General features: G+C 69.4%; 23 protein-coding genes. 10 read left to right on the top strand and 13 right to left on the bottom strand.

Annotated elements, in window-relative coordinates; all coding sequences use genetic code 11:
- Positions 1–104: 104 nt before the first annotated feature.
- Positions 105–599, top strand: a complete 495-nt coding sequence (locus J2Y46_RS00115) for a nitroreductase/quinone reductase family protein (RefSeq protein ID WP_310239319.1) — start codon at positions 105–107, stop codon at positions 597–599.
- Positions 600–653: 54 nt separating this feature from the next.
- On the opposite strand, the gene ccsB is transcribed toward J2Y46_RS00115, so the two are convergent.
- The 7 genes from ccsB to J2Y46_RS00150 all read right to left on the bottom strand — a co-directional run bounded on the left by ccsB (position 654) and on the right by J2Y46_RS00150 (position 6,981).
- Positions 654–1,730, bottom strand: coding sequence for a c-type cytochrome biogenesis protein CcsB (ccsB, locus tag J2Y46_RS00120; RefSeq protein WP_310239322.1), 1,077 nt, complete (start codon positions 1,728–1,730; stop codon positions 654–656).
- 5 nt (positions 1,731–1,735) lie between these two features.
- Positions 1,736–3,466 carry a cytochrome c biogenesis protein ResB gene (locus J2Y46_RS00125; RefSeq protein WP_310239325.1) on the bottom strand — a complete coding sequence of 577 codons (1,731 nt, stop codon included), beginning with the start codon at positions 3,464–3,466 and terminating at the stop codon, positions 1,736–1,738.
- A 16-nt stretch (positions 3,467–3,482) separates the two neighbouring features.
- On the bottom strand, positions 3,483–4,367 hold the full coding sequence (locus tag J2Y46_RS00130) for a cytochrome c biogenesis protein CcdA (protein ID WP_310239328.1): 885 nt from the start codon (positions 4,365–4,367) through the stop codon (positions 3,483–3,485).
- A complete protein-coding gene (locus tag J2Y46_RS00135) occupies positions 4,364–5,014 on the bottom strand; it encodes a TlpA disulfide reductase family protein (RefSeq protein WP_310239330.1) in 651 nt (216 codons plus the stop codon). Before J2Y46_RS00135 ends, J2Y46_RS00130 begins: the two co-directional genes overlap by 4 nt.
- Entirely contained in the window at positions 5,011–5,640 is a 630-nt protein-coding gene (locus tag J2Y46_RS00140; protein WP_045296493.1) for a histidine phosphatase family protein, read from the bottom strand. The genes J2Y46_RS00135 and J2Y46_RS00140 overlap by 4 nt, the downstream gene beginning before the upstream one ends.
- A 65-nt stretch (positions 5,641–5,705) precedes the next feature.
- The gene (locus J2Y46_RS00145; protein WP_045296494.1) at positions 5,706–6,383 is read right to left on the bottom strand and encodes a DedA family protein; all 678 of its coding nucleotides are present in this window, start codon (positions 6,381–6,383) and stop codon (positions 5,706–5,708) included.
- Positions 6,384–6,528: 145 nt separating this feature from the next.
- Positions 6,529–6,981, bottom strand: a complete 453-nt coding sequence (locus tag J2Y46_RS00150; RefSeq protein ID WP_396653136.1) for a DUF6264 family protein — start codon at positions 6,979–6,981, stop codon at positions 6,529–6,531.
- Positions 6,982–7,054: 73 nt separating this feature from the next.
- On the opposite strand from J2Y46_RS00150, the gene aspS reads away from it, so the two are divergent.
- From aspS to J2Y46_RS00165, 3 genes are all read left to right on the top strand, one after another.
- A complete protein-coding gene (aspS, locus tag J2Y46_RS00155; protein WP_310239336.1) occupies positions 7,055–8,395 on the top strand; it encodes an aspartate--tRNA(Asn) ligase in 1,341 nt (446 codons plus the stop codon).
- Positions 8,396–8,446: 51 nt separating this feature from the next.
- Positions 8,447–9,220, top strand: a complete 774-nt coding sequence (locus tag J2Y46_RS00160; protein WP_045296496.1) for a tyrosine-protein phosphatase — start codon at positions 8,447–8,449, stop codon at positions 9,218–9,220.
- 134 nt (positions 9,221–9,354) lie between these two features.
- Positions 9,355–9,537, top strand: coding sequence for a YegP family protein (locus tag J2Y46_RS00165; RefSeq protein ID WP_045296498.1), 183 nt, complete (start codon positions 9,355–9,357; stop codon positions 9,535–9,537).
- Between the two features lie 10 nt (positions 9,538–9,547).
- Here the strand turns inward: J2Y46_RS00165 and J2Y46_RS00170 are convergent, their stop codons facing one another.
- From J2Y46_RS00170 to J2Y46_RS00190, 5 genes are all read right to left on the bottom strand, one after another.
- Complete coding sequence (locus J2Y46_RS00170; RefSeq protein WP_045296556.1) at positions 9,548–9,799, bottom strand: glutaredoxin family protein; 252 nt, start codon at positions 9,797–9,799, stop codon at positions 9,548–9,550.
- A gap of 8 nt (positions 9,800–9,807) precedes the next feature.
- On the bottom strand, positions 9,808–10,101 hold the full coding sequence (locus tag J2Y46_RS00175) for a rhodanese-like domain-containing protein (protein WP_045296499.1): 294 nt from the start codon (positions 10,099–10,101) through the stop codon (positions 9,808–9,810).
- Positions 10,102–10,190: 89 nt separating this feature from the next.
- Entirely contained in the window at positions 10,191–10,289 is a 99-nt protein-coding gene (locus J2Y46_RS00180; RefSeq protein WP_003792170.1) for a 30S ribosomal protein bS22, read from the bottom strand.
- Between the two features lie 81 nt (positions 10,290–10,370).
- Positions 10,371–10,562: a helix-turn-helix domain-containing protein gene (locus tag J2Y46_RS00185; RefSeq protein WP_045296502.1), complete on the bottom strand. Its 192-nt coding sequence runs from the start codon at positions 10,560–10,562 to the stop codon at positions 10,371–10,373.
- A gap of 110 nt (positions 10,563–10,672) precedes the next feature.
- Entirely contained in the window at positions 10,673–11,602 is a 930-nt protein-coding gene (locus J2Y46_RS00190) for a TetR/AcrR family transcriptional regulator (protein WP_045296504.1), read from the bottom strand.
- Positions 11,603–11,708: 106 nt separating this feature from the next.
- Here J2Y46_RS00190 and J2Y46_RS00195 point away from each other — a divergent pair, with 106 nt between their 5' ends.
- The gene (locus J2Y46_RS00195; RefSeq protein ID WP_084695399.1) at positions 11,709–12,662 is read left to right on the top strand and encodes an ATP-binding cassette domain-containing protein; all 954 of its coding nucleotides are present in this window, start codon (positions 11,709–11,711) and stop codon (positions 12,660–12,662) included.
- The gene (locus J2Y46_RS00200; RefSeq protein WP_310239347.1) at positions 12,659–13,450 is read left to right on the top strand and encodes an ABC transporter permease; all 792 of its coding nucleotides are present in this window, start codon (positions 12,659–12,661) and stop codon (positions 13,448–13,450) included. Before J2Y46_RS00195 ends, J2Y46_RS00200 begins: the two co-directional genes overlap by 4 nt.
- A 55-nt stretch (positions 13,451–13,505) precedes the next feature.
- Here the strand turns inward: J2Y46_RS00200 and J2Y46_RS00205 are convergent, their stop codons facing one another.
- The gene (locus J2Y46_RS00205) at positions 13,506–13,916 is read right to left on the bottom strand and encodes a metalloregulator ArsR/SmtB family transcription factor (protein WP_310239349.1); all 411 of its coding nucleotides are present in this window, start codon (positions 13,914–13,916) and stop codon (positions 13,506–13,508) included.
- 128 nt (positions 13,917–14,044) lie between these two features.
- Between J2Y46_RS00205 and J2Y46_RS00210 the strand changes: the two genes are divergently transcribed.
- The 4 genes from J2Y46_RS00210 to J2Y46_RS00225 all read left to right on the top strand — a co-directional run bounded on the left by J2Y46_RS00210 (position 14,045) and on the right by J2Y46_RS00225 (position 21,192).
- Positions 14,045–15,457: a potassium transporter TrkG gene (locus J2Y46_RS00210; protein ID WP_045296508.1), complete on the top strand. Its 1,413-nt coding sequence runs from the start codon at positions 14,045–14,047 to the stop codon at positions 15,455–15,457.
- 4 nt (positions 15,458–15,461) lie between these two features.
- A complete protein-coding gene (locus J2Y46_RS00215) occupies positions 15,462–16,121 on the top strand; it encodes a TrkA family potassium uptake protein (RefSeq protein WP_396653137.1) in 660 nt (219 codons plus the stop codon).
- Between the two features lie 195 nt (positions 16,122–16,316).
- Positions 16,317–20,672, top strand: coding sequence for a family 43 glycosylhydrolase (locus J2Y46_RS00220; protein WP_310239357.1), 4,356 nt, complete (start codon positions 16,317–16,319; stop codon positions 20,670–20,672).
- A gap of 124 nt (positions 20,673–20,796) precedes the next feature.
- Complete coding sequence (locus J2Y46_RS00225; protein WP_310239360.1) at positions 20,797–21,192, top strand: nuclear transport factor 2 family protein; 396 nt, start codon at positions 20,797–20,799, stop codon at positions 21,190–21,192.
- The last annotated feature ends 4 nt before the right edge of the window (positions 21,193–21,196 follow it).

Below are 21,196 nucleotides of genomic sequence, written 5' to 3' on the forward strand. Positions count from 1 at the left end.
CGCGGCCGGGGCTCCGTCGCGTTCCGGCGCCTCGGCCGATCGGCCCGAGATCCCGGCCGATCGGCCGATTGCCCCCGCGAAGGCGGCGCGTCAGGATCGGAGACATGAACGCTCCAGGGTCCGCTCCGCGTCCGGCCGGGCAGCCGCACGACCCCGCCCGGATCCCGCCGCGCTGGTTCATCCGCACCGCGTGGGTCGTTCATCGCGGGCTGTACCGGGTGACCGGCGGACGCGTGGGGCTGCGGCATCCGTCCCCCACCGTCTACGGGATGATGCGCCTGCACACCGTCGGACGCCGGTCGGGCAGCCCGCGCGTCGCGATCGTCGGGTACTTCGAGGACGGCCCCGATCTCGTCACCCTCGCGATGAACGGGTGGGGCGATCCGCCGCCGGCGTGGTGGCTGAACCTCAAGGCCCGGCCCGCGGCATCCGTCGACCTTCCCGACGGCACGCGCGCGGTGCTCGCCCACGAGGCGACGGGTGCGGAGCGCGAGCGGTTGTGGGCCGTGTGGCGCACCCTCGAGGGCGACGCGGACCTGGACGCCTACGCGGCGCTGCGCAGCCGCGAGACCCCGGTCGTGGTGCTCGCTCCGGCGTGACGGACGAGGAACGCGGTCGGCTCGGGCCTGCACCGCGACGGATGCTCGCCGGCTTCAGTTCAGGCCGGAGTAGGCGTGGAGGCCCTTGAAGAACATGTTGACGATCGTGAAGTTGAAGATCACCGCGGTGAAGCCGATGACCGACAGCCACGCCGAGCGCGAGCCGCGCCAGCCGCGCGTGGCCCGTGCGTGGATATACCCGGCGTAGAGGACCCAGATCACGAAGGTCCAGACTTCCTTGGTGTCGAAGCCCCAGTAGCGGCCCCACGCGTCGTTGGCCCAGATGGAGCCGGCGATGAGCGTGAAGGTCCAGAAGATGAAGCCGAGGATCGCGAAGCGGTAGGCCAGCGACTCGAGCGCCTCGGCGCTCGGGAGCGTCTTGAGGAAGCCCGGTCCGGTCTTCGCGGTGCCGGATGCCCCGCCCTCCGCCTTCGCGAGAGCCGCGATCTTCGTCTCGCGCCGGGCCTGCATGAGCTGCAGCACCGAGAGGCCGAAGGCGAGGGCGAACAGCGCCGTCGCGAGGGAGGCGACGAAGACGTGGATGACGAGCCACACCGACTTCAGCGGGTCCATGAGGGGCACGATGTCGGTGTAGAACCAGATGGCCGTGCCACCCAGCAGCACCACCACCAGGCCCGTGATGAAGGTGCCGAGGAATCGCAGGTCGTACCGGAAGAGCACGCCGAGGTACACCGCGACGATCAGCAGCGTGCCGGTGAGGGCGAACTCGTACATGTTCGACCACGGCACGCGCCCGGCCGCGATGCCGCGGGTGACGTCGCCGCCGAGGTGGAAGAGGAAGCCGAGCACCGTCAGCGACGTGCCGATGCGGGCCCACACGAGTCGCGCGCGCTTGCCGACCGGGGCGTTGAGCGCCTCTTCGGACGCCGTCTCCTGCGCGCGCATCTGCTCGATGATCCCGACACGCGAGCCGCCGCCGGCGCGGCCGGCTGCGACGAGTTCGCGCTCGCGCGCGATCTTGGCCGCGGCATCCTTCGCGTCCACGGCGACGGCACCGCGACGGGCCAGGTCGACCGCGTACGCGATGAACGCGAGGGCGTAGATCGCGATGGCCGTCCAGACCAGCAGCACCGAGACCGAGTCGAGGGTGAGGGGGGAGGCGTCGGGCATGGTCCTCAGTCTACGTCGGGGGTGGATTCGGGCTTCGTGGGGCGCTCGCCAGCGGGAGCGGGGTCGGCGAGCGAGGCGAGGTGGCGCTGGGCGAACTGCTCGACCGCGCCGTCGAGTGCAGGGTCCTCGCCGCGCGCAAGACCGGCGTATTCGAGGTGCACGGTGTGGCCCTGACGCGTCGCCTTGACCCACATGCGGCGACGCGGCACGAAGAGCGCGGCGAGCAGGCCGGCCGTCGCGAGCACGGCGAACACCAGCACCCACGTCGCCGCGGCGTCGCGATGGATCGAGAGCGACACGTACCGCTTGACCGAGTCCTGGAAGCCGGCCGCCTCCGGTGTCTCGTTCTCGAAGGTGATCGTGCCGAGGCCGTCCGGAAGGTCGACGGTGTCGCCGGGCTTCAGCTCGAGCGAGTCAGTGCCCGAATCGCCTCCCGCGAGCTGGGTCATCTCGCTCGGGTCGAGCGTGTACACCGACTTGGGCACGCCGCCGTCGATGCCGAGGTCGCCGGCGTAGACCCAGAAGGTGAGCATCGGGTACTCGAGGTCGCCGTACACCGAGGTGTAGGCGCCGTTCGTGAGCTCCTGCGCGGTGGGATAGAAGAAGCCCACGAGGCCCACCTGCTCACGGAGGCCGTCCGGCACCTTCACGACGCCCTGCGAGGTCATGTTGTTGTCCTGCGGCAGGAACGGGACGGACTCCGAGAAGACCACGTCACCGTCGCTGTTTCGGATGGTGATGGTCGGGGCATAGCCGTTGCCCATCAGATACACCTTGTCGCCGGCGATCTGCAGCGGGTGGTTGACGCGCACCTCGCCCGCTTCGGCATCGGCGTCCGGGAACTGCGTCGTCAGGTGCGCGACGAAGTCGCCGGCCTGCCCCGCGCCCTTCGCACCGGGGGTGACGTAGGAGAGCGAGAACTCGTCGAGCGTCAGCGCGTAGGGCTGGAGGGCGTCCTCGTCGACGAACCGGCCGGGATTGAACGACGTGTAGTCGAGCATCGTGTTCACCCAGGTGCGGCCCTCGATGATGACCGTCTGCCCGGTGTAGGTGAATCCGCCGCCGATGCCGACCGCGAGCAGCACGCCGACCAGCGCGGCGTGGAACACCAGGTTGCCGGTCTCGCGAAGGTACCCTCGCTCCGCGGACACCGACAGCGACGTCGCGCCGTCGTAGCGGGCGACACGGTACCCGGCCTTGCGCAGCTGCTGCTGCGCCGCCTCGATCGCGGTCGCGGCGGCGGCCGCGGCATCCGTGTCGTCCTGGAACTCGAGGATCTCGGAGCGGTGCGCGTCCAGGCGAGCCAGTCGGGCGGGCGTGCGCGGCGGCTGCGCGCGCATCGCCTTGTAGTGGTGCTTGGTGCGCGGGATGACGCAGCCCACGAGCGAGACGAACAGCAGGATGTAGATCGCCGAGAACCACGGCGACGTGTACACGTCGAACAGGCTCAGCTTGTCGAGCACCGGCGCGAGATCCGCGTTGTCGACGAAGTACTGGCGCACGCCGTTGGGGTCGGCGCTGCGCTGCGGCACGAGCGAGCCGGGCACGGCGGCGATCGCGAGCAGCAGCAGGAGCACGAGCGCTGTGCGCATCGACGTGAGCTGACGCCAGCCCCAGCGCAGCCACCCGACGACGCCGAGCGCGCCCCCGCCGGCTGCTCCGCCTGTCGAAGCATCGGGTGCCGGGGAGTCGGCGTGATCGGAGGGCCTCAGCGGGTCGGTCACGTCGTCGGTCACAGAGCCTTCCGGAGCATCAGAGCGGGGCCGGGACACTGGCGAACACCCCCTGGAGCTGGGCCATCACGGCGGTCCAGACGCCGGTCACCATGAGCAGGCCCAGCACGATGAGCACCGCGCCGCCGATGAGGTTGACGACGCGGATGTGGCGCCGCACGAACGACACCGAGCGCGTCGCCCACCCGAATCCCAGCGTGAGGAGCAGGAACGGGATGCCGAGCCCCAGCGAGTACGCCACACCCAGGAGCGCCGCGCGGGCGGCCGAGCCGGAGTCGAACGCCATCGTGAGGATCACGGCGAGGGTCGGGCCGATGCACGGCGCCCAGCCGATGCCGAGCGCGACGCCGAGGAGCGGTGCGCCGATGAGTCCGAGGTTGCCTCTCACCTGGGGCCGCGCGATGCGCTGAGCGAGGCCGAACCACCCGATGAAGACGAGCCCCATCGCGATGATGACGACACCGAGGACGCGGGTGATGAGGTCCTGGTACTCGAGCAGGAAGCGCCCGAGTGTGCCGCCGAGCATCGCCATGCTGACGAAGACCACGGTGAACCCGGCGATGAACAGGAGCACGCCCAGCATGAGGCGCCCGCGGGCGGGCGCGTCACCGTCCCGACCGGGCTTCGCGGTCGTCGAGCGAGCGAAGGGCGCGGTCGTCGAGCGCGCTTGCGAGTCGAAACGCGGAGTCGACACGCGCCGACTGTCCGAGATGCCCTGGGCCGCAGCATCCGTTCCCACGGGAACCGGCGCGGGTCGCGGCGAGACCGCGCCGCCGATGAAGCCGAGGTACCCCGGAACGAGCGGCAGCACGCAGGGCGACAGGAAGGAGATGGCGCCGGCCAGGATCGCGATCGGGATCGCGATCAGGAGCGACCCGTCGGCGACGAGGGCGCCGATGTTCACGACTCCTCCAGGGTGTCGCGCACGATGGTCTCGAGGATCGATGCCTCTTCGATCTGACCGACAAGGCGGGCGGCGACGCGGCCGTGCTTGTCGAGCACGATCGTGACGGGCACCGCGTTGAGCGGGGTCTCCCCCGCGAACGCGAGCTTGATCGAGCCGTCCTCGGTCGCCAGGGCGCTGGGGTACGCCACGCCGTACTTCTCGGCGAACGCCTGGGACGCCGCGGCGCCGTCGTACAGGTTCACCCCGAGGAACGAGACGCCCTGGCCCTGGAACTCCGCGTCGACCGCGGCCAGCTCCGGGGCCTCGACGCGGCACGGCGCGCAGCCGGCGTACCAGAAGTTCACGACGAGCACGTCGCCCGCGTAGTCGGCGCTCGAGGTCGTGCCGCCGGTGTCGAGCACGCCCTCGAACTCGACCGGTTCGGTGCGATCGGCGGCCGGGATCTCGACGACGCGGAAGCCGTCGGCCGCGACGAAGCCCTTGTTGTCGCCCGAGCGGTACTGCTCGGCGAGGGGGTCGCTCGTGCACGCGGCGAGACCGGAGATCAGCCCGACGACGAGGAGAGCGGATGCCGCCGCCCGCAGTCGCGCGCCGCGCGCGGGGCGCTTCGACTCGCGCGCTCGCTCAACGACCCGCTGAGTCATACCGCCCCCACATCCACTGCGCCGGCCGTCGACGCCGGTTCGGCGTAGGCGGTCTCGGTCCATTTGCCGTCGACCATCTCGAAGCTCGTCACGCTCGACAGCGCGCAACGTCGCGCGCGGGGGTCGTGCCGGAGCGGGAGTCCGGCGACCGCGAGGTGGGTGATCCAGATCGGGAGCTGGTGCGACACGATGACGACGTCGCCCGAGTCCGCAGCATCCCATGCGTGCGTCATCGCCGAGTTCATACGGCCCACGACGTCCGCATACGGCTCGCCCCAGCTCGGCAGCGCCGGCTTGCGGAGGTGTCGCCAGTTCCAGGGATTGACGAGTGCCCGCGCCATGCGCTTGCCCTCGAAGACGTTGGTCGGCTCGATCACGCGCTCGTCGAGGAGGGGCTGGAGGCCGAAGATCTCGGTGAAGGGCTCGGCCGACTCCTGCGTGCGCTCCAGCGGCGAGCACACGAGCGCCGACACGGGACGGTCGAGCGACTTGATGTACTCGGCGGCCTGCCGGGCCATGTGACGGCCGTCGGCGCTCAGCCGGTATCCGGGGAGTCGCCCGTAGAGCACGCGGGCAGGATTGTGGACCTCCCCGTGGCGCACGAGATGAAGGCGAGCGGCGGGCACCGGCCCAGTCTACGTGGGGGTCCTCTGTGGACCGGCTGAGCGTTCTCCCAGCTTCGGCGCCCGCCTCAGTCGAGTTCGGGCTCGGGACCGCGAGAGGTGCCACGGGACTCGAGCAGGGCACGGACCCGCACGTACAGGAACCATGCCACGCCGATGACGGCAACAGCGATCACGACGTACTGCAGGATCTCGGCGTACCGCTCGACGATGTGCCACGACTCCCCGAGGAAGAAGCCCGAGAGCACGAAGATCGAGTTCCACACCAGGCTTCCCGCCGCGGTGAGCAGCGTGAACCGCCACACGGGCATGCGGGTGATGCCTGCGGGAATGGAGATGAGGCTCCGGAAGATCGGGATCATCCGGCCGAAGAACACGGCCTTGCCGCCGTGGCGCCCGAACCACGCGACCGTGCGGTCGATGTCTTCCGGGTGAAGCAGCGGCACCTTGGTCGCGATCGCACGCAGCCGCGCGATCCCGAGCCACGCGCCGAGCCCGTAGAGAAGGAGCGCGCCGAGGACCGATCCGATGGTGGTCCACGCCAAGGCCTCGACCAGCGAGAACGACCCGCGGCTGGCCGCGAGTCCCGCCATCGGCAGGATCACCTCGCTCGGCAGCGGCGGGAAGAGGTTCTCCATCGCGATCGCGATGCCCGCTCCGGCGGGTCCGATCACGTCCATCAGGGAGACGGCCCAGTCCGCGAGAGCGGTGAGCCAGGAGCCGTCGGTCGTCGTCGCAGTCGTCATTCGTCGGATCCCGTCCGTCGGTGGCATTTTCGTGGCGGCGGCCGCGACCGGTCGGCGCGACACCGTCCACGCTACGGGGCGATGGTGAACGGAACCCGGGTGCAGACCCCCGGAAGCCGATGGACCTCGCGAGTTCCCGCTGGGATCAGAGGGTCGAACCCGGAACCGCGGCCGAAGCGACCATGAACGCTGCGACGAGCGACAGCACGATGAGGGCGGCTCCGGCGAGCGGAACCCAGAACGCGAGCCGTCGCTTGACCATCAGCACGATCGCCACGACGACCGTCGCGACGAGCATCACCCACGGCAGGATCATGCCCATCAGCCAGCCGAGGGTGATGAGGTCGACGTTACAGTCGCGGGCGCCGCACGAATCGGACGCCATTACGAGGAAGATCCCCATGAACGACGCGAGCGTCGCCAGCACCGCGTCGGCGACCAGCAGCACGATCGTGATCACGAGGTCGAGGACCTTCACCGGCGGCTTCGTCGGGGCTGCGCCCTCCGCGGAGGGCGTGTAGGCGGGGCCGCCCGGATAGGGAGGCGGAGCCGCCGCGGTCCAAGCCGGCGCAGGCTGCTCGGATTCCGGCGTGGTCATGCCCGCATGGTAGCGGTGGGTGCGGATTTCGGCGAGAAGGCGAGCGCGGCGCGTCCACGTAGACTTGTCGCTCGTGAGTGAACGCGTCCTCGTCAAGCAGCTTCAGGGTCTCGCCGACGGCCCGGTGTCGGTCTCCGGGTGGGTCGAGACCGTCCGTGATCAGAAGAAGGTGCAGTTCGTGATCCTCCGGGATGAGTCCGGCGCCGTGCAGCTGGTGAACCCCGCCACGCGCCCAGCAGAGGACGGCAGCGAACAGGATGCTGCGGCCCTGGCCCTCACGGACCTCATCTCGAACCTCGCCACGGGAACCTTCCTGACCGTGACCGGCGAGCTCAAGCACGACGAGCGCGTGAAGCTCGGCGGGGTCGAGATCAAGATCGCACGCCTGGACATCGCGGCGGCCGCCCTCCCCGAGACGCCCATCGCGGCGGACTCGGGCCTCGACAAGCGCATGGACTGGCGCTTCCTGGACCTGCGCCAGCGCCGCAACAACCTCGTCTTCCGCGTCCAGACCACCCTCGAGCACGCCTTCCGCTCGTACTGGATCGAGCGCGACTACATCGAGGTGCACTCCCCCAAGCTCATGGCCTCGGCATCCGAGTCCAACGCCGAGCTCTTCGAGGTGCCGTACTTCGAGGACAAGACCGCGTATCTCGCGCAGTCGCCGCAGTTCTTCAAGCAGATGGCGCAGGTCGCCGGCTTCGGCAAGATCTTCGAGATCGCCCCCGCCTTCCGCGCCGACCCCTCGTTCACGTCGCGCCACGCGACGGAGTTCACCTCGGTCGACGCCGAGATCAGCTGGATCGATTCCCACGAGGACGTCGCCGCGATGCAGGAGGAGCTCCTGCAGACCGCGTTCCAGGCCGTGAAGGACAAGCACGGCGCCGAGATCGAGGAGCTCTTCGGCCTCGAGGTGCAGGTGCCGGCGATTCCGTTCCCGCGCATCCCGTTGGCCGAGGCGCGCGAGATCGTGAAGAGCCGCGGCTACGAGATCCCCCGCACCGACGGCGACCTCGACCCCGAGGGCGAGCGCCAGATCTCGGCCTACGTCGAGGAGACCTACGGCCACCAGTTCGTCTTCATCACCGACTACCACCCAGAGATCCGCGCGTTCTACCACATGCGCGACGAGGAGACCGGGCTCACCAAGTCGTACGACCTCCTGTTCAAGGGGGTCGAGATCACCACGGGTGCCCAGCGCGAGCACCGCGTCGACGTGCTGATCGAGCAGGCGAAGGAGAAGGGCCTCGGGGCCGAGCACCTCGACTTCTACTTCGACTTCTTCCGCTATGGCGCCCCGCCCCACGGCGGGTTCGGCATGGGCCTCGCGCGAGTGCTCATGCTGCTGCTCGGGCAGGACTCGATCCGCGAGGTCACTTACCTCTTCAGGGGCCCGACGCGCCTCGCGCCCTGACCCGCCCCGGACGGTGCGGGCCGTCGGGCGTCGGCGGCTAGGGTGAATCGTATGGCGATCGAGGGACTGTTCAACTTCCGCGATACGGGCGGGATGCCGCTGACCTCGGGCGGCGTGATCCGCAGCGGCGTGCTCTACCGGTCTGCCGCGCTCAACGCGCTCACCGACGACGGGCTCGCGCAGCTCGCCGACACGGCGGTAGGCGTGATCGCCGATTTCCGCACGCCCGTCGAGCAGCAGATGGCTCCCGATCGGGTTCCGGTGTCACGCCCGTTCCGCGTCGAGTCGCTCACCCTCCTGGAGGGCGCGCTGCCCCAGCCGGCGGTCGGCGCCGACGCGACGGCAGTGCCGGAGTCGTTCGCGACCGTGCTGGCGCAGCTGCCCACGCTCGGCGAGCTGTACCTGTCGATGCTCGCCGCCGGCGCAGAGACCTTCGCGGGCGTGGCACGCCTCGTCGGCGCATCCACCGACGACGAGCCGACGGCGGTGCTCGTGCACTGCACCGCGGGGAAGGATCGCACGGGGGTGGCGGTCGCCCTGATGCTCGACGCCGCGGGCGCGGAGCGCGACGCGATCGTCGCCGACTACGCGTCCTCGCAGGACAACCTCGCCGGTCCCTGGGCCGAGGGCATGCTCGGCACCCTCACCTCGATGGGCGTGCCCGTCACCGACTCGCTGCGCACCCTCGTGACCAGGACTCCTCCCGCTGCGATCGAGCAGGCCCTGACCTGGGTCGACGGCAAGGGCGGGTCCGCCGCCTATCTGCAGTCGGGCGGCCTCACCGACGCGGAGCTCGACGCGCTCCGGACTCGCTTGCGGGCGTGAACCCCGGCATCCGCCACCCGGAACCCGGAGGACGCGGGTCCCTTCCGCGGCGACGCCGGCGCCGATAGCGTGAACGCGGCGACACGCCGGGACGCGGCATCCGTCCGCTTCCCACATGGACCGAGGGGGCTCCGATGGCGGGCAAGTTCGAACTGTGGACCGACAAGGGCGGAGACTGGCGCTTCAACCTGAAGGCGTCGAACGGACAGGTGATCGCGACCAGTCAGGGATACTCGTCGAAGGCGAGCGCACTGAACGGCATCGAATCGGTCAAGACGAACGCGCCCGGCGCGGAGGTCGAAGAGATCGAGAGGTGACGCCGGTCCGTCAGCGCGCAGTGGCCAGCGCCGCACGCAGGCGGTCGGGCGACACACGCCAGTGTCCGTGCAGCTCACCGTCGATGAGCACGACGGGGATCTTCTCCCACCACTGCGCATAGAGGGACGGGTCGTCGGCGATCGAGAGCTCCTCGACGTCGACCGCGTCCTCGGGCAGCTCCGCCACGACGGTCTCGACGACCTCGCGCGCCACGTCGCACAAGTGGCAGTCGGGCTTGCCGATGAGGGTGATGGTCCTCACGCGCGGCGTCACGCCTCGACCGGGAAGCCGGCCGCGATCCACTCGTTCGTGCCGCCGTCGACGTTGGTGACGTCGTAGCCGCGCGCTTCGAGCGCTTCGACCACGCGGCCGGAGCGGCCGCCGATCGCGCAGATGACGTCGAACGCGCCGTCGGGCAGTTCGTCGAGGCGACCGCCGATGACCGACATCGGGATGTTCACGGCGCCGGGCACGTGGCCCGCGGCGTACTCGTCGACCTCGCGGACATCGATGAGCGGCGTTCCGACGCGGTCGCGCAACTGCTGAACGGTGATGGACTTCATGACGGCCTCTCGGGTCGCGGGCTGCGCCGGCGGGGGCGCGGGATACACGAAGCGCCCGTCCGGAGACAGGCGCTTGGTGCGGATGCCGCTTACTTCTTGTTGCGGCGCTGGTGGCGAGTCTTGCGAAGCAGCTTGCGGTGCTTCTTCTTCGCCATGCGCTTGCGGCGCTTCTTGATGACAGAACCCACGGAAAACCTCACTAGATCGGGGTCTGGACGCGGCCTGGCCGCGCCCGGGAACGGGGCAAAAGGAAAATGCCTCGGGACAGTCTAGCCGACGTCGGCGATCGGCCGTTGCAGAGCCTCGGTGACCGCTGAGTCGGGCACGCGGTAGCTGCGGCCGAAGCGCACCGCGGGCAGCTCGCCCGAGTGCACGAGCCTGTACACCGTCATCTTCGAGACCCGCATCAGCTCAGCGACCTCGGCCACCGTGAGGAAGCGCACGTCCGGCAATTCAGCCATGTCGATCCCCCCTTCCCCAGAAGTGCTGCAGTCACTTTAGAACGCGGGCGACCCGCGTGTAAACACAGAGACTGGTGTGAAGCCTGTGACACGTGATGCCCGTGGGGTGATCACGCTTCCGGACGCTGCCGAGCGCGCCGATCACGCGCCTCGCGCGCGGCCTGACGCTCGAGCTTGTGGGCGTCGCGCAGAGCCTTCTCGGCCTCACGCACGGCCTTGCGGGCCTCGCGGAACTTCTTGTCGTCGGCGATGTCGGCGTCGTCGGGCACGACCCACGACTGCGGCCGTTCCGGGCGTCCGTCGGCTGTCGCGGCGATGTAGGCGCTGACCCCTTCGAGGCCGCGGGCGAGGGCGAAGGAGAACGGATCCGACTCGTCGAGGAACGCGCCCGCCTCGATCGCGGCACGGAGCTCGGGGTAGGCGTCGGCCGTGATCAGGGCGCGAAACATCGCGTCCTCGCTGCGGCTGATCGCCTGGCCGTCGACACCCCGCTCGCGCTCGACCCGCGCGTAGCCCGCGAGGACGGTGCCGGCCCAGTGCGCGGTGCCGGTGACGAGCAGCATGACGGCGAGGCGCTCGGTGTAGCTGAGGTCGGTGTCGGCGAGCGCGCTCAGCCCGGCGTCCATCCATGCGGCGCTGTTCGGCGTCGCGGGGACCCCCGAGATCGGGATGTCGAGGACCCACGGGTGCGTGAGGTAGTGCTGCAACTGCTCGCGGTAGAGCGCTTCCAGCCGCTCACGCCACCCACCGGCCGTCCGCGTCGCCTCCGACGGCGCACCGGTCGCCTCCTCCTGCATGAGCAGGATGAGGTCTTCCTTCGCGGTGACGTAGCGGTAGAGCGACATCGGAGTGAAGCCGAGGCGCGCTGCCACCGCGGCCATCGACACGGCACCGAGGCCCTCGGCATCCGCGATCTCCACCGCCGCCTCCACGATGCGCTCGACGCTCATCTCGCGCTTGGGGCCGCGCTGCGGGTTGGCGGCCACTCCCCACGCGAGGGCGATGCCCCGCGGGAGCTCGGGCTCGACTGCATCGGTCATGGCGTCAGTCTAAGACTGTTTATTACGTAAACAGTGTGTTAGCGTCATAAACAGTTACTGGCATAAACAGTTTCTCCCCTACACGATCTGACGGAAGGATGCCGCGATGATCCCCACACCTACTCCACACGCCGCTGGCGCGTCGCGCGGAGCCTCTCGGTACGTGGGCCCAGCACCCGCCATCGACGTCCGCGGGCTCGGCAAGAGCTTCGGACGCACCCTCGTCCTCGACCGCCTCGATCTCACAGTCGCGCGCGGCGAGATCTTCGCCCTCCTCGGCGCGAACGGCGCGGGCAAGACGACGACCATCTCGATCCTCACGACGCTGCTGCGCCCCGACGTCGGCAGCGCCCGGGTGGCGGGGCACGACGTCGCGACGCAGCCCGACGCGGTGCGCGGGCGCATCGCGCTCACCGGGCAGTCGGCCGCCGTGGACGACATGCTCACCGGGGTCGAGAACCTCGTCATGCTCGGGCGCCTGTCGGGTCTGTCGCGGCGGACCGCGAAGCTGCGCGCCGCCGAGCTGCTGGAGCGCTTCACGCTGACGGATGCCGCGACCCGCCGCGTGGGCACCTACTCCGGCGGGATGCGCCGACGTCTCGACCTCGCCCTCAGCTTCGTCGTGGTCCCCGAGGTTCTGTTCCTCGACGAGCCCACCACCGGCGTCGATCCGCGCAGCCGCCGTGAGCTGTGGGACGTCATCCGGTCGCTCGCCAGCGCCGGCACCACCGTGTTCCTCACGACCCAGTACCTCGAGGAGGCGGATCAGCTCGCCGGCCGCATCGCGGTGCTCGACGGGGGTCGCGTCGTCGCGACAGGCACCCCCGCCGAGCTCAAGTCGCTCGTGGGCACCGACACCGTCGTGCTGACCGGGGCCGGCGGCGAGGTGCTGCGCGAGATCGCCACCGACGGATCGATCGACGGCCTTCGCTCGGCGATGGACCAGCTCGGCGACGGGGTTGCCGGCGCCGAGGTGACGCTGCGACGCCCGACCCTCGACGACGTCTTCCTCTCGCTCACCGGCGCGTCCCACGCCCCTGCCGCCAAGGAGCTCGCATGACCACGACCGCCATCACCCCTCGCCCGCCGCTGCGCGGCTTCACCGCCGAGTCGGTGTTCGTCGGACGCAGTCTCACGCAGTCGCTGCGCGACGGCGAATCGCTCAGCATGTCGATCCTGCTGCCGGTGATGCTCATGCTGCTGTTCACGTTCGTGTTCGGCGGCGCGATCGAGCCCGGCGGGGCCTACGTCGACTACGTCGTCCCGGGCATCATCCTGCTCTGCGCGGGCTTCGGAGCCGCGACGACCGCGACCTACGTCGCGCGCGACATGTCCAGCGGCATCATCGACCGCTTCCGCACGATGCCGCTGCGCAGCGGCGCCGTGCTCACGGGTCACGTCGTGGCGAGCCTCGCCCGCAACCTCGTCGCGACCGCCGTCGTCATCGGGGTCGGGCTCCTCGTCGGGTTCCGCCCGCACGCCGACCTCCTCGCGTGGATCGGCGCGGCCGGACTCATCGCGCTGTACATCCTCGCGATCACGTATCTGTTCGCCTCGATCGGGCTGGCGGCCGGCAGCCCGGAGGCGGCATCCGGCTACGGGTTCATCATTCTCTTCCTGCCGTACCTGTCGAGCGCGTTCGTGCCGGTCGAGACCATGCCCGAGTGGCTGCAGTGGGTCGCCGACAACCAGCCGATCACCCCGATCATCGAGACCCTCCGCGGCCTCCTGATGGGTACCGACCTCGGCACCGAGGCGTGGTGGGCCATCGGCTGGTGCATCGCGATCGCCGCGATCTCGGCGGTCTGGGGCGCGTGGCTCTTCGGCCGCAAGAGCCGTCGCCACTGACCTCGCTCGACGGACGGGATGCTTCGAGCCGAGGCATCCCGTCCGTTTCTGTCGGTCAACGTCCGGGGAGTCGCTTGAGGGCGTTCTCGAGGGCGTGCTTCGCGGACGCGGCGGCGCGGCCGACGACCTCTGCCGCGTGCGCTGCCGAATCCGGCAGCGCCGCGGCGATGCCGTCGCCCTCGATGCCGCCGTCGTCGTCGAGGAAGGGCACGAGCCAGTCGTCGACCTCGTCGAGGGGTGCGGCCGAGAGGCTGTAGTAGCGGTGCTGGCCCTCTTCGCGCACCGAGACCAGGTGGGCGTCGCGCAGCACCTTGAGGTGCTTCGAGACGGTGGGCTGGCTGGCGCCGAGCTCGGTCACGATGTGCGACACGCTGGTGCCGCGCTCTCCGGCGGATGATCGATCGAGCAGCAGTCGCAGGATGTCGCGACGCGTTCCGTCTGCGATCACGTCGAAGATGTCCGCCATGTGCTCAGATTAGTCGGGAGCCCAGCGGAGTACCATGAGCGAGACCGCCGGGCCGCCCGCACGAGGACCGTTCGCACCAGGAGGAACCCCGTATGACGGATGGCAGGCGCGCCGCACCCGTCTCAGGCATGAGTGCGCTGCGCGCCGTCGGCCACGGGTTCATGGAGTTCTTCCGCGACCTGACCCAGCGCTCCCCCGCGCGGTTCGCGATCATCATCTTCCTCTCGCTGATCCTGGTGTTCACCGGACTGTTCTCGCTTCCCGTGGCGGCCGCGAACGGTCAGGTCACCCCCTTCGCCGACGCCTTCTTCACGGCGGTGTCGACGATCTGCGTCACCGGACTCGCGACCGTCGACATGGCGACGCACTGGTCGCCGTTCGGCCATGTGCTGGTGTTCGTCGGCGTCCAGATCGGTGCCCTCGGCGTGCTGACCCTCGCGTCCATCCTGGGACTCGTGATCTCGCGGCGGCTCGGCCTGCGCGCGAAGCTCATCGCCGCCAGCGACTCGAATCCCCTCCGCACCCACGGCGGCCCGGTCAACGAGGGCCAGACGGTTCAGCTCGGCCAGATCGGCAGCCTGCTCGCGACCGTCGCCCTGTCGACCCTCGTCATCGAGGGCGCGATCGCGATCCTGCTCTATCCGGGCCTGCTCGTCGCGGGTGTTCCGTGGAACGTCGCGTTGTGGGAGGCGCCGTTCTACGCCGCGATGTCGTTCACCAACACGGGGTTCACGCCGAACGCCGAGGGCCTCGCGCCCTTCCGGCACGACTACTTCTTCCTCACGGTTCTCATGGCGGGCGTGTTCCTCGGCTCCATCGGATTCCCGGTGATCTACACGCTTCTGCGTCAGCGGTGGCGTGTCCGGCGGTGGTCGCTGCACGCGAAGCTCACCCTCATCACGACGGTGACGCTGTTCTTCCTCGGCGGCGTCGTCTTCCTCATCCTCGAGTACGACAACCTGCTCACCCTCGGCACCAACGATGCGTGGGACACCACGTTCCAGGCGTTCTTCCTGTCGGCGATGACGAGATCCGGTGGCTTCGCCATCCTCGACATCGGGCAGCTCAACCAGTCGAGCCTCCTGGTCGCGTGCATGCTCATGTTCGTCGGCGGCGGCTCCGCGTCGACGGCGGGCGGCATCAAGGTCACGACGCTCGCGGTCATCGCGCTCGCGGTCATCTCCGAGGCCAAGGGTCGCGCGTCGAACCAGGCGTTCGGTCGCCGCATCCCGAGCGACGTGCTGCGCGTCGCGCTGTCGGTCGTGGCCTGGGGCTCGACGATCGTCGCGATCTCGACGATCATCATCACGCAGATCACGAAGGCCGATCTCGGAGACGTCCTGTTCGACGTCATCTCCGGCTTCGCGACCGTGGGCCTGTCGACCGGCCTCACCGCGCAGCTGCCGGATCCCGCCATCTACGTCCTGGCCATCACGATCGTCATGGGTCGCGTTGGTACAGTGACACTCGCCGCGGCGGTGGCCGCGTCATCCCGATCGCAGCTGTACTCGCTGCCGGTGGAAAGGCCGATCGTTGGTTGAGCGGATGAGGGGCGATGCGCCTGTTCTCGTGATCGGACTCGGGCGCTTCGGCGCCGCCTGTGCGGGTGAGCTGGACCGGCTCGACCGCGAGGTGCTCGCCATCGACGACAACCTCGACCTCGTGCAGAAGTGGTCGGAGCGGGTCACCCACACGGTGCAGGCGGACGCCCGCAACATCGACTCGCTCAAGCAGATCGGCGCACAGGACTTCTCGGTCGCCGTCGTCGCGGTGGGCTCCTCGATCGAGGCATCCGTCCTCATCACCGCCAATCTCGTCGACCTGAAAGTGCCGCAGATCTGGGCGAAGGCGGTGTCGCAGTCGCACGGCAAGATCCTCGCCCGCGTGGGCGCGAACCACGTGATCTACCCCGAGCGGGAGGCCGGCGAGCGCGTCGCCCATCTCGTCAGCGGACGCATGCTCGACTTCATCCGATTCGACGACGACTTCGCGCTGGCGAAGCTGTACCCGCCGAAGTTCATCCGCGGTGTCGGCCTGAACGAATCCGGCGTGCGCACGAAATACAACGTCACGGTCGTCGGCGTGAAAAGCCCCGGCAAACCCTTCCGCTACGCCGAGGCCAACACCGTGGTCACGAACCACGACCTCATCATCGTGTCGGGCACCAACTCCGACATCGAGCGCTTCGCCTCGCTCGAGCGCTGACGGCCTCCCCCCACACACCCCGCTTCCGCGCGGGCGGCTTCCGCCTGCCCGGAAGCGGCCACACGTGGATCCACGCTTTGATCGTTACAAATCGATCCTTGTTCGCGCTCACAGTGAGCGATAACATTCCGGCGGGCCGACCATCGCGAGTCGGCGCGTCCCGGCCGCTGATGACCGGGAGGGAAAGGATCTGCAATGAGGCACTCACGCCTGCGAAGAACAGTCGCAGGGCTCACGGCATTGGCACTCGGGGTCACCGGCGCCGTCGTCGCGACCCAACCCGCCTTGGCGGCGGAACCCCATCTCGTCGCGCACTATCAGCTCGATGAGACCTCCGGCACGGTGGCGACGGATGCCTCGGGGTCGGGGAGGAACGCGACCTATGTCGGCGGCCCGACACTGACGGGCAGCGAGGGCGCACGCTTGGACGGCACCGACGATTACGTCAGGCTGCCGAACAACATCCTCGCGGGCCTCGACTCGATCACCGTGAGCGCCGACGTGCTCGTGCGTGCGTCGCAGGCGACGCCGTACTTCATCTACGGCCTCGGAAACACCGACGGCTCGGGTGTCGGCAACGGGTACCTGTACTCGACCGGCAACACCTACAAGACCTCGATCGCGACCGGCAACTGGACGACCGAGCAGACCGTCAACAGCAGCGCGAACCTCGCCCGCGACGTCTGGAAGACGATCACCTACACGCTCGATGACGCGACCGACACCGCCCGCGTGTACCTCGACGGGGCGCAGGTCGCGCAGAGCACCGGCGTCACGATCAAGCCGGGCGCCATCGGCGGCGGCGTCACGACGGCGAACTACCTCGGCCGCTCGGTCTACACCGCCGACAAGTACTTGGCCGGGAGCCTGCGCAACGTGCGGATCTACGACTCCGCGCTGACGGAGACCGAGGTCGCCGGGCTCGCCCCGGCCGATGCGACGCGCGTGCAGCGCGATGCGGCGGCGCTCTCCCTCGGCAACCTGAGCGCGGTCACCGCCAACCTCGCTCTGCCGTCGACGGCGGCGAACGGGTCGAGTGTCGCGTGGGCGACCGGCAACGCGGGCGTGATCTCGGGGACGGGCGCCGTCACGCGTCCGGCGGCGGGCCAGCCGAGCGTCGACGTCACGCTGACGGCGACGCTCACCCGGGGTGCGTCGACGCAGACGAAGCAGTTCACGGCGACCGTGCTGCCGCAGCCGGGCAGCGAAGCGCTCGCCCAGGCCGACCTCGATGCGATCTCGATCCCGAACGCGAGCGACGTCCGCGGCAACATCACGCTGCCGGCGGCGGGCTCGAAGAACGGCAGCGCCATCACGTGGTCGGCATCACCGGCCGGCGTCATCACCACCACGGCGCAGGGCGGCAAGGCGGCCGGCGTGGTGACGCGCGGCGCGAGCGACACCGTCGTGACGCTCACCGCGACGGTCGCGGCCTCCGGCGTGCAGCGCACCATCCCGGTGACAGTGAAGGCCACCCCGGCCGGTCTCGACAAGGACTACTCGGCGGGCTACCTGTGGACGCACTTCGCGGCGCAGGGCGGCTACGAGAAGATCTTCTACGGCTACAGCGACGACGGCCTGCACTGGGACAAGCTCAACGACAACGAGCCGATCCTCGCGAACCTCGCCGGCGACCTGGGCGTGCGGGACCCGCACCTGGTGCGCTCCCCCGAGGGCGACAAGTACTGGATCATCGGCACCGACCTGCACGCCGAGGGCGGTGGGGCCGGCGGCTCCGGCTGGGACCAGCTGAACGCCAGCCAGAACATCGTGGTGTGGGAGTCGACCGACCTCGTGCACTGGAGCGACCAGCGCATCGTGTTCGCGGGCTTCGACCAGGCGGGCTGCGTGTGGGCGCCCGAGGCGATCTACAACGAGGCGACCGGCGAGTACTACGTGTACTGGTCGGCGCGCGACAAGACCGACAACGGCACGAACGACTGGGCGCTGCGGGTGTACCTCACCAAGACGCGCGACTTCACCACGTTCACCAAGCCCGAGATCTGGCTCTCGCTGAACGCCAAGGGCGACGGCGCGACCGGGCCGAACATCATCGACACGACCATCGCGAAGGAAGGCGACACGTACTACCGCTTCTCGACGTCGGACTGGCACACGGTCGTCGACACCGCCACGAGCCTGGACGGCCCGTGGACCACGGTGATCGCCCGCGGCGAGGCGGCGGCCCACGGCATGCGCGCCTCGATGGAGGGCCTCACGGCCTACCAGCTCCCCGACGGGCGCTGGGCGCTGATGGGCGACCAGAGCGGCTACTACGCGCAGACCGCCGACACCCTCGCGAGCCTGCAGTTCACGCAGCTGAGCGCGGGATCGGGTGCGAACCAGTACTCGTTCGACCAGGCCTTCCGCCACGGCTCGGTGATGCGGCTGTCGGCTGCCGAGGAGGAGCGCCTGCTCGCGGCGTACGGCGACGAGCCGGTCGACCCGACCGACCCGGAGGAGCCTCAGCAGGAGCCGATCGCGAAGTACACGTTCGACGACGGCACGCTGAACGACTCGATCGGCGCGGCGAACCTGACCGCGTCGGGCACGGCGGCAGTGGCGACGGATGCCGTCAAGGGCAAGGCGCTCAAGCTCGACGGCTCGACGAACGGCTTCGCGTCGTTCCCGACCGGCTTCTTCGACGGGCGCGACACCATGACCGTGTCGATGGACGTCAAGTCGGAGAAGACCAGCGGCAACTTCTTCTCGTTCGCCTTCGGCAAGGACTCCAACAAGTACTACTTCCTGCGCGTGCGAGGAGGTGATGTGCGCAGTGCGATCACCCAGGCGACGTACACGACCGAGTCCGCGGTGACCGGAACGGTCGCCTCGGGCCAGTGGCACCACATCGACGTCGTCTTCGAGGGCACGACGATGACGGTGTACTCGGACGGCATCCGGATGGGTCAGAACACGACCCTGAACACCAAGGTCAGCGACCTCGGCACGAGCCTCGCCGGGTACCTGGGCAAGTCGTTCTATTCCGCTGACGGCTACTTCCAGGGCTGGTTCGACAACGTGAGCGTGTACAACCGTGCGCTCTCGCCCGTCGAGGTGCTCGCGAATGCGGGCGTCACCGACCAGCTCCTGGACGTCTCGCTCGCGAACGCCGATGCGCTCAAGCTCGCGCCGATCGTCGACGCGACGGACCACTCGGTCGTGCTGCCCGTGAAGAAGGGGACGGATGTCTCGGCACTCGCCCCGACGTTCTCGACCGTTCCCGGGGCCACGGTCTCGCCCGCGTCGGGCACGACGGTGAACCTCACCCAGCCGAAGAGCTACACGCTGACGAAGCCGGACGGCTCGACCGTCACGTGGAAGATCGAGGCGCGCGTGGTGAACAGCCCGGTGCTGCCGGGGTACTACGCCGACCCGAACATCGCGGTGTTCGGCGACACGTACTACATCTACGCGACGACCGACGGGCTGCCCGGGTGGGGAGGCAACACGTTCTACGTGTGGAAGTCGAAGGACCTCGTGACCTGGGAGCGGGCGGCGCAGCCGTTCCTCACCCTCGACGGCGCGAACGGCAACGTGCCGTGGGCGACCGGCAACGCGTGGGCGCCGACGGTCATCGAGCGGGACGGGAAGTACTACTTCTACTTCAGCGGCCACAACCCGACGTACAACCGCAAGACGATCGGCGTCGCGGTGGCCGACAGCCCCGAAGGACCGTTCATCGCACAGCCCGCGGCGATGATCCTCAACAACGAGGCCGTCACGTCCGGTCAGGCCATCGACCCGGCCGCCTTCCACGACCCGGTGACGGGCAAGTGGTATCTGGGCTGGGGCAACGGGTCGCCGGTGCTGGCGGAGCTCAACGACGACATGGTGTCGATCAAGCCGGGCACGTACCAGCGGATCAACGGGCTGACGGACTTCCGCGAGGGCGTCTTCTTCAACTACCGCAACGGGCTGTACCACCTCACCTACGCCATCGACGACACCGGATCGGAGAACTACCGGGTCGGGTACGCCACCGCGACCAGCATGAACGGTCCGTGGACGTATCGCGGCGTGATCCTGCAGAAGGACCTGTCGCTCGGCATCAAGGGCACCGGCCACAGCTCGATCATCAACGTCCCGGGCACTGACGACTGGTACATCGCGTACCACCGGTTCGGAATGCCCGGCGGCGACGGAACGCACCGTGAGACGACGATCGACAAGCTCGAGTTCGGCGCCGACGGGCTCATCAAGCCGGTCGTGCCCACTCTCGAGAGCGTCGTACCGCAGACGATCCAGCTCCCGCCGACCGGCCCGGAGATCCGGGTCACGACCGCGGCTCGCTGCGTCGCCGGCAAGGCCGTGCTCACCGTGACGGCGACGAACCTCGACGATGTCGCAGCTTCGCTCAAGGTCGCGACCGCCTACGGCGCGAAGGACATCGCCTCCGTCGCCGCCGGCAAGGCCACGTCGCAGGCGTTCACCACGCGACTCGGAAACCTCGAAGGCGGCTTTGTCGAGGTGACCGCGACGGCGACGCTCGGCGGAGCCCCCGTCACGTCGACGACGACCGCGACCTACGCGGGCACCGTCTGCGGCTGACGCGCTGATCCGACCAGGAGGGGTGGCACGCGAGTGCCACCCCTCCTGCTGTGTCTGCGAGCACTCCGGCCGGGGCTCTGCCCGGGTGGATGCGGTTGTCCGGGGTTCGCGGGATACTCGCGGCATGACAGACCGGAACACGACGGAGGCGGCCGCCCGGCGATGGGTCGCGGCGTACGAGAACGCGTGGAAGACGAACGAGCCCGACGACATCCGAGCACTCTTCACCGACGATGCCGCGTACCTCACCCAGCCGTGGGGTGAGCCGTGGGCGGGTGCTGACGCGATCGTCGCCGGATGGCTCGACGCGCGCGACGAGCCGGGCACGTACGAGTTCGAATGGGAGATCGCGGGTGTCGACGGCCACCGTGTCTTCGTCGACGCCCGAACCGACTACGCCGCCTCGGGTGAGGAGCAGCCCGACGGTCGGACCTACCGCAACCTGTGGGTGATCGACCTCGACGAGGATGGGCGGGCTCGCGCGTTCACCGAGTGGTACATGAAGCAGCCCAGAGGCTGATTCG

The organism is Microbacterium sp. BE35 (assembly GCF_031457705.1).
In the GTDB taxonomy this organism is placed as follows: Bacteria; Actinomycetota; Actinomycetes; order Actinomycetales; family Microbacteriaceae; genus Microbacterium; species Microbacterium trichothecenolyticum.

Excerpts from the sequence above, each read along its gene's own strand:
- J2Y46_RS00115 (WP_310239319.1), top strand. The coding sequence starts at position 105 with ATGAACGCTCCAGGGTCCGCTCCGCGTCCGGCCGGGCAGCCGCACGAC.
- ccsB (WP_310239322.1), bottom strand. The coding sequence starts at position 1,730 with ATGCCCGACGCCTCCCCCCTCACCCTCGACTCGGTCTCGGTGCTGCTG.
- J2Y46_RS00135 (WP_310239330.1), bottom strand. The coding sequence starts at position 5,014 with ATGACTCAGCGGGTCGTTGAGCGAGCGCGCGAGTCGAAGCGCCCCGCG.
- J2Y46_RS00145 (WP_045296494.1), bottom strand. The coding sequence starts at position 6,383 with ATGACGACTGCGACGACGACCGACGGCTCCTGGCTCACCGCTCTCGCG.
- J2Y46_RS00150 (WP_396653136.1), bottom strand. The coding sequence starts at position 6,981 with ATGACCACGCCGGAATCCGAGCAGCCTGCGCCGGCTTGGACCGCGGCG.
- J2Y46_RS00160 (WP_045296496.1), top strand. The coding sequence starts at position 8,447 with ATGGCGATCGAGGGACTGTTCAACTTCCGCGATACGGGCGGGATGCCG.
- J2Y46_RS00165 (WP_045296498.1), top strand. The coding sequence starts at position 9,355 with ATGGCGGGCAAGTTCGAACTGTGGACCGACAAGGGCGGAGACTGGCGC.
- J2Y46_RS00175 (WP_045296499.1), bottom strand. The coding sequence starts at position 10,101 with ATGAAGTCCATCACCGTTCAGCAGTTGCGCGACCGCGTCGGAACGCCG.
- J2Y46_RS00185 (WP_045296502.1), bottom strand. The coding sequence starts at position 10,562 with ATGGCTGAATTGCCGGACGTGCGCTTCCTCACGGTGGCCGAGGTCGCT.
- J2Y46_RS00190 (WP_045296504.1), bottom strand. The coding sequence starts at position 11,602 with ATGACCGATGCAGTCGAGCCCGAGCTCCCGCGGGGCATCGCCCTCGCG.
- J2Y46_RS00195 (WP_084695399.1), top strand. The coding sequence starts at position 11,709 with ATGATCCCCACACCTACTCCACACGCCGCTGGCGCGTCGCGCGGAGCC.
- J2Y46_RS00200 (WP_310239347.1), top strand. The coding sequence starts at position 12,659 with ATGACCACGACCGCCATCACCCCTCGCCCGCCGCTGCGCGGCTTCACC.
- J2Y46_RS00205 (WP_310239349.1), bottom strand. The coding sequence starts at position 13,916 with ATGGCGGACATCTTCGACGTGATCGCAGACGGAACGCGTCGCGACATC.
- J2Y46_RS00210 (WP_045296508.1), top strand. The coding sequence starts at position 14,045 with ATGAGTGCGCTGCGCGCCGTCGGCCACGGGTTCATGGAGTTCTTCCGC.
- J2Y46_RS00215 (WP_396653137.1), top strand. The coding sequence starts at position 15,462 with ATGAGGGGCGATGCGCCTGTTCTCGTGATCGGACTCGGGCGCTTCGGC.
- J2Y46_RS00220 (WP_310239357.1), top strand. The coding sequence starts at position 16,317 with ATGAGGCACTCACGCCTGCGAAGAACAGTCGCAGGGCTCACGGCATTG.
- J2Y46_RS00225 (WP_310239360.1), top strand. The coding sequence starts at position 20,797 with ATGACAGACCGGAACACGACGGAGGCGGCCGCCCGGCGATGGGTCGCG.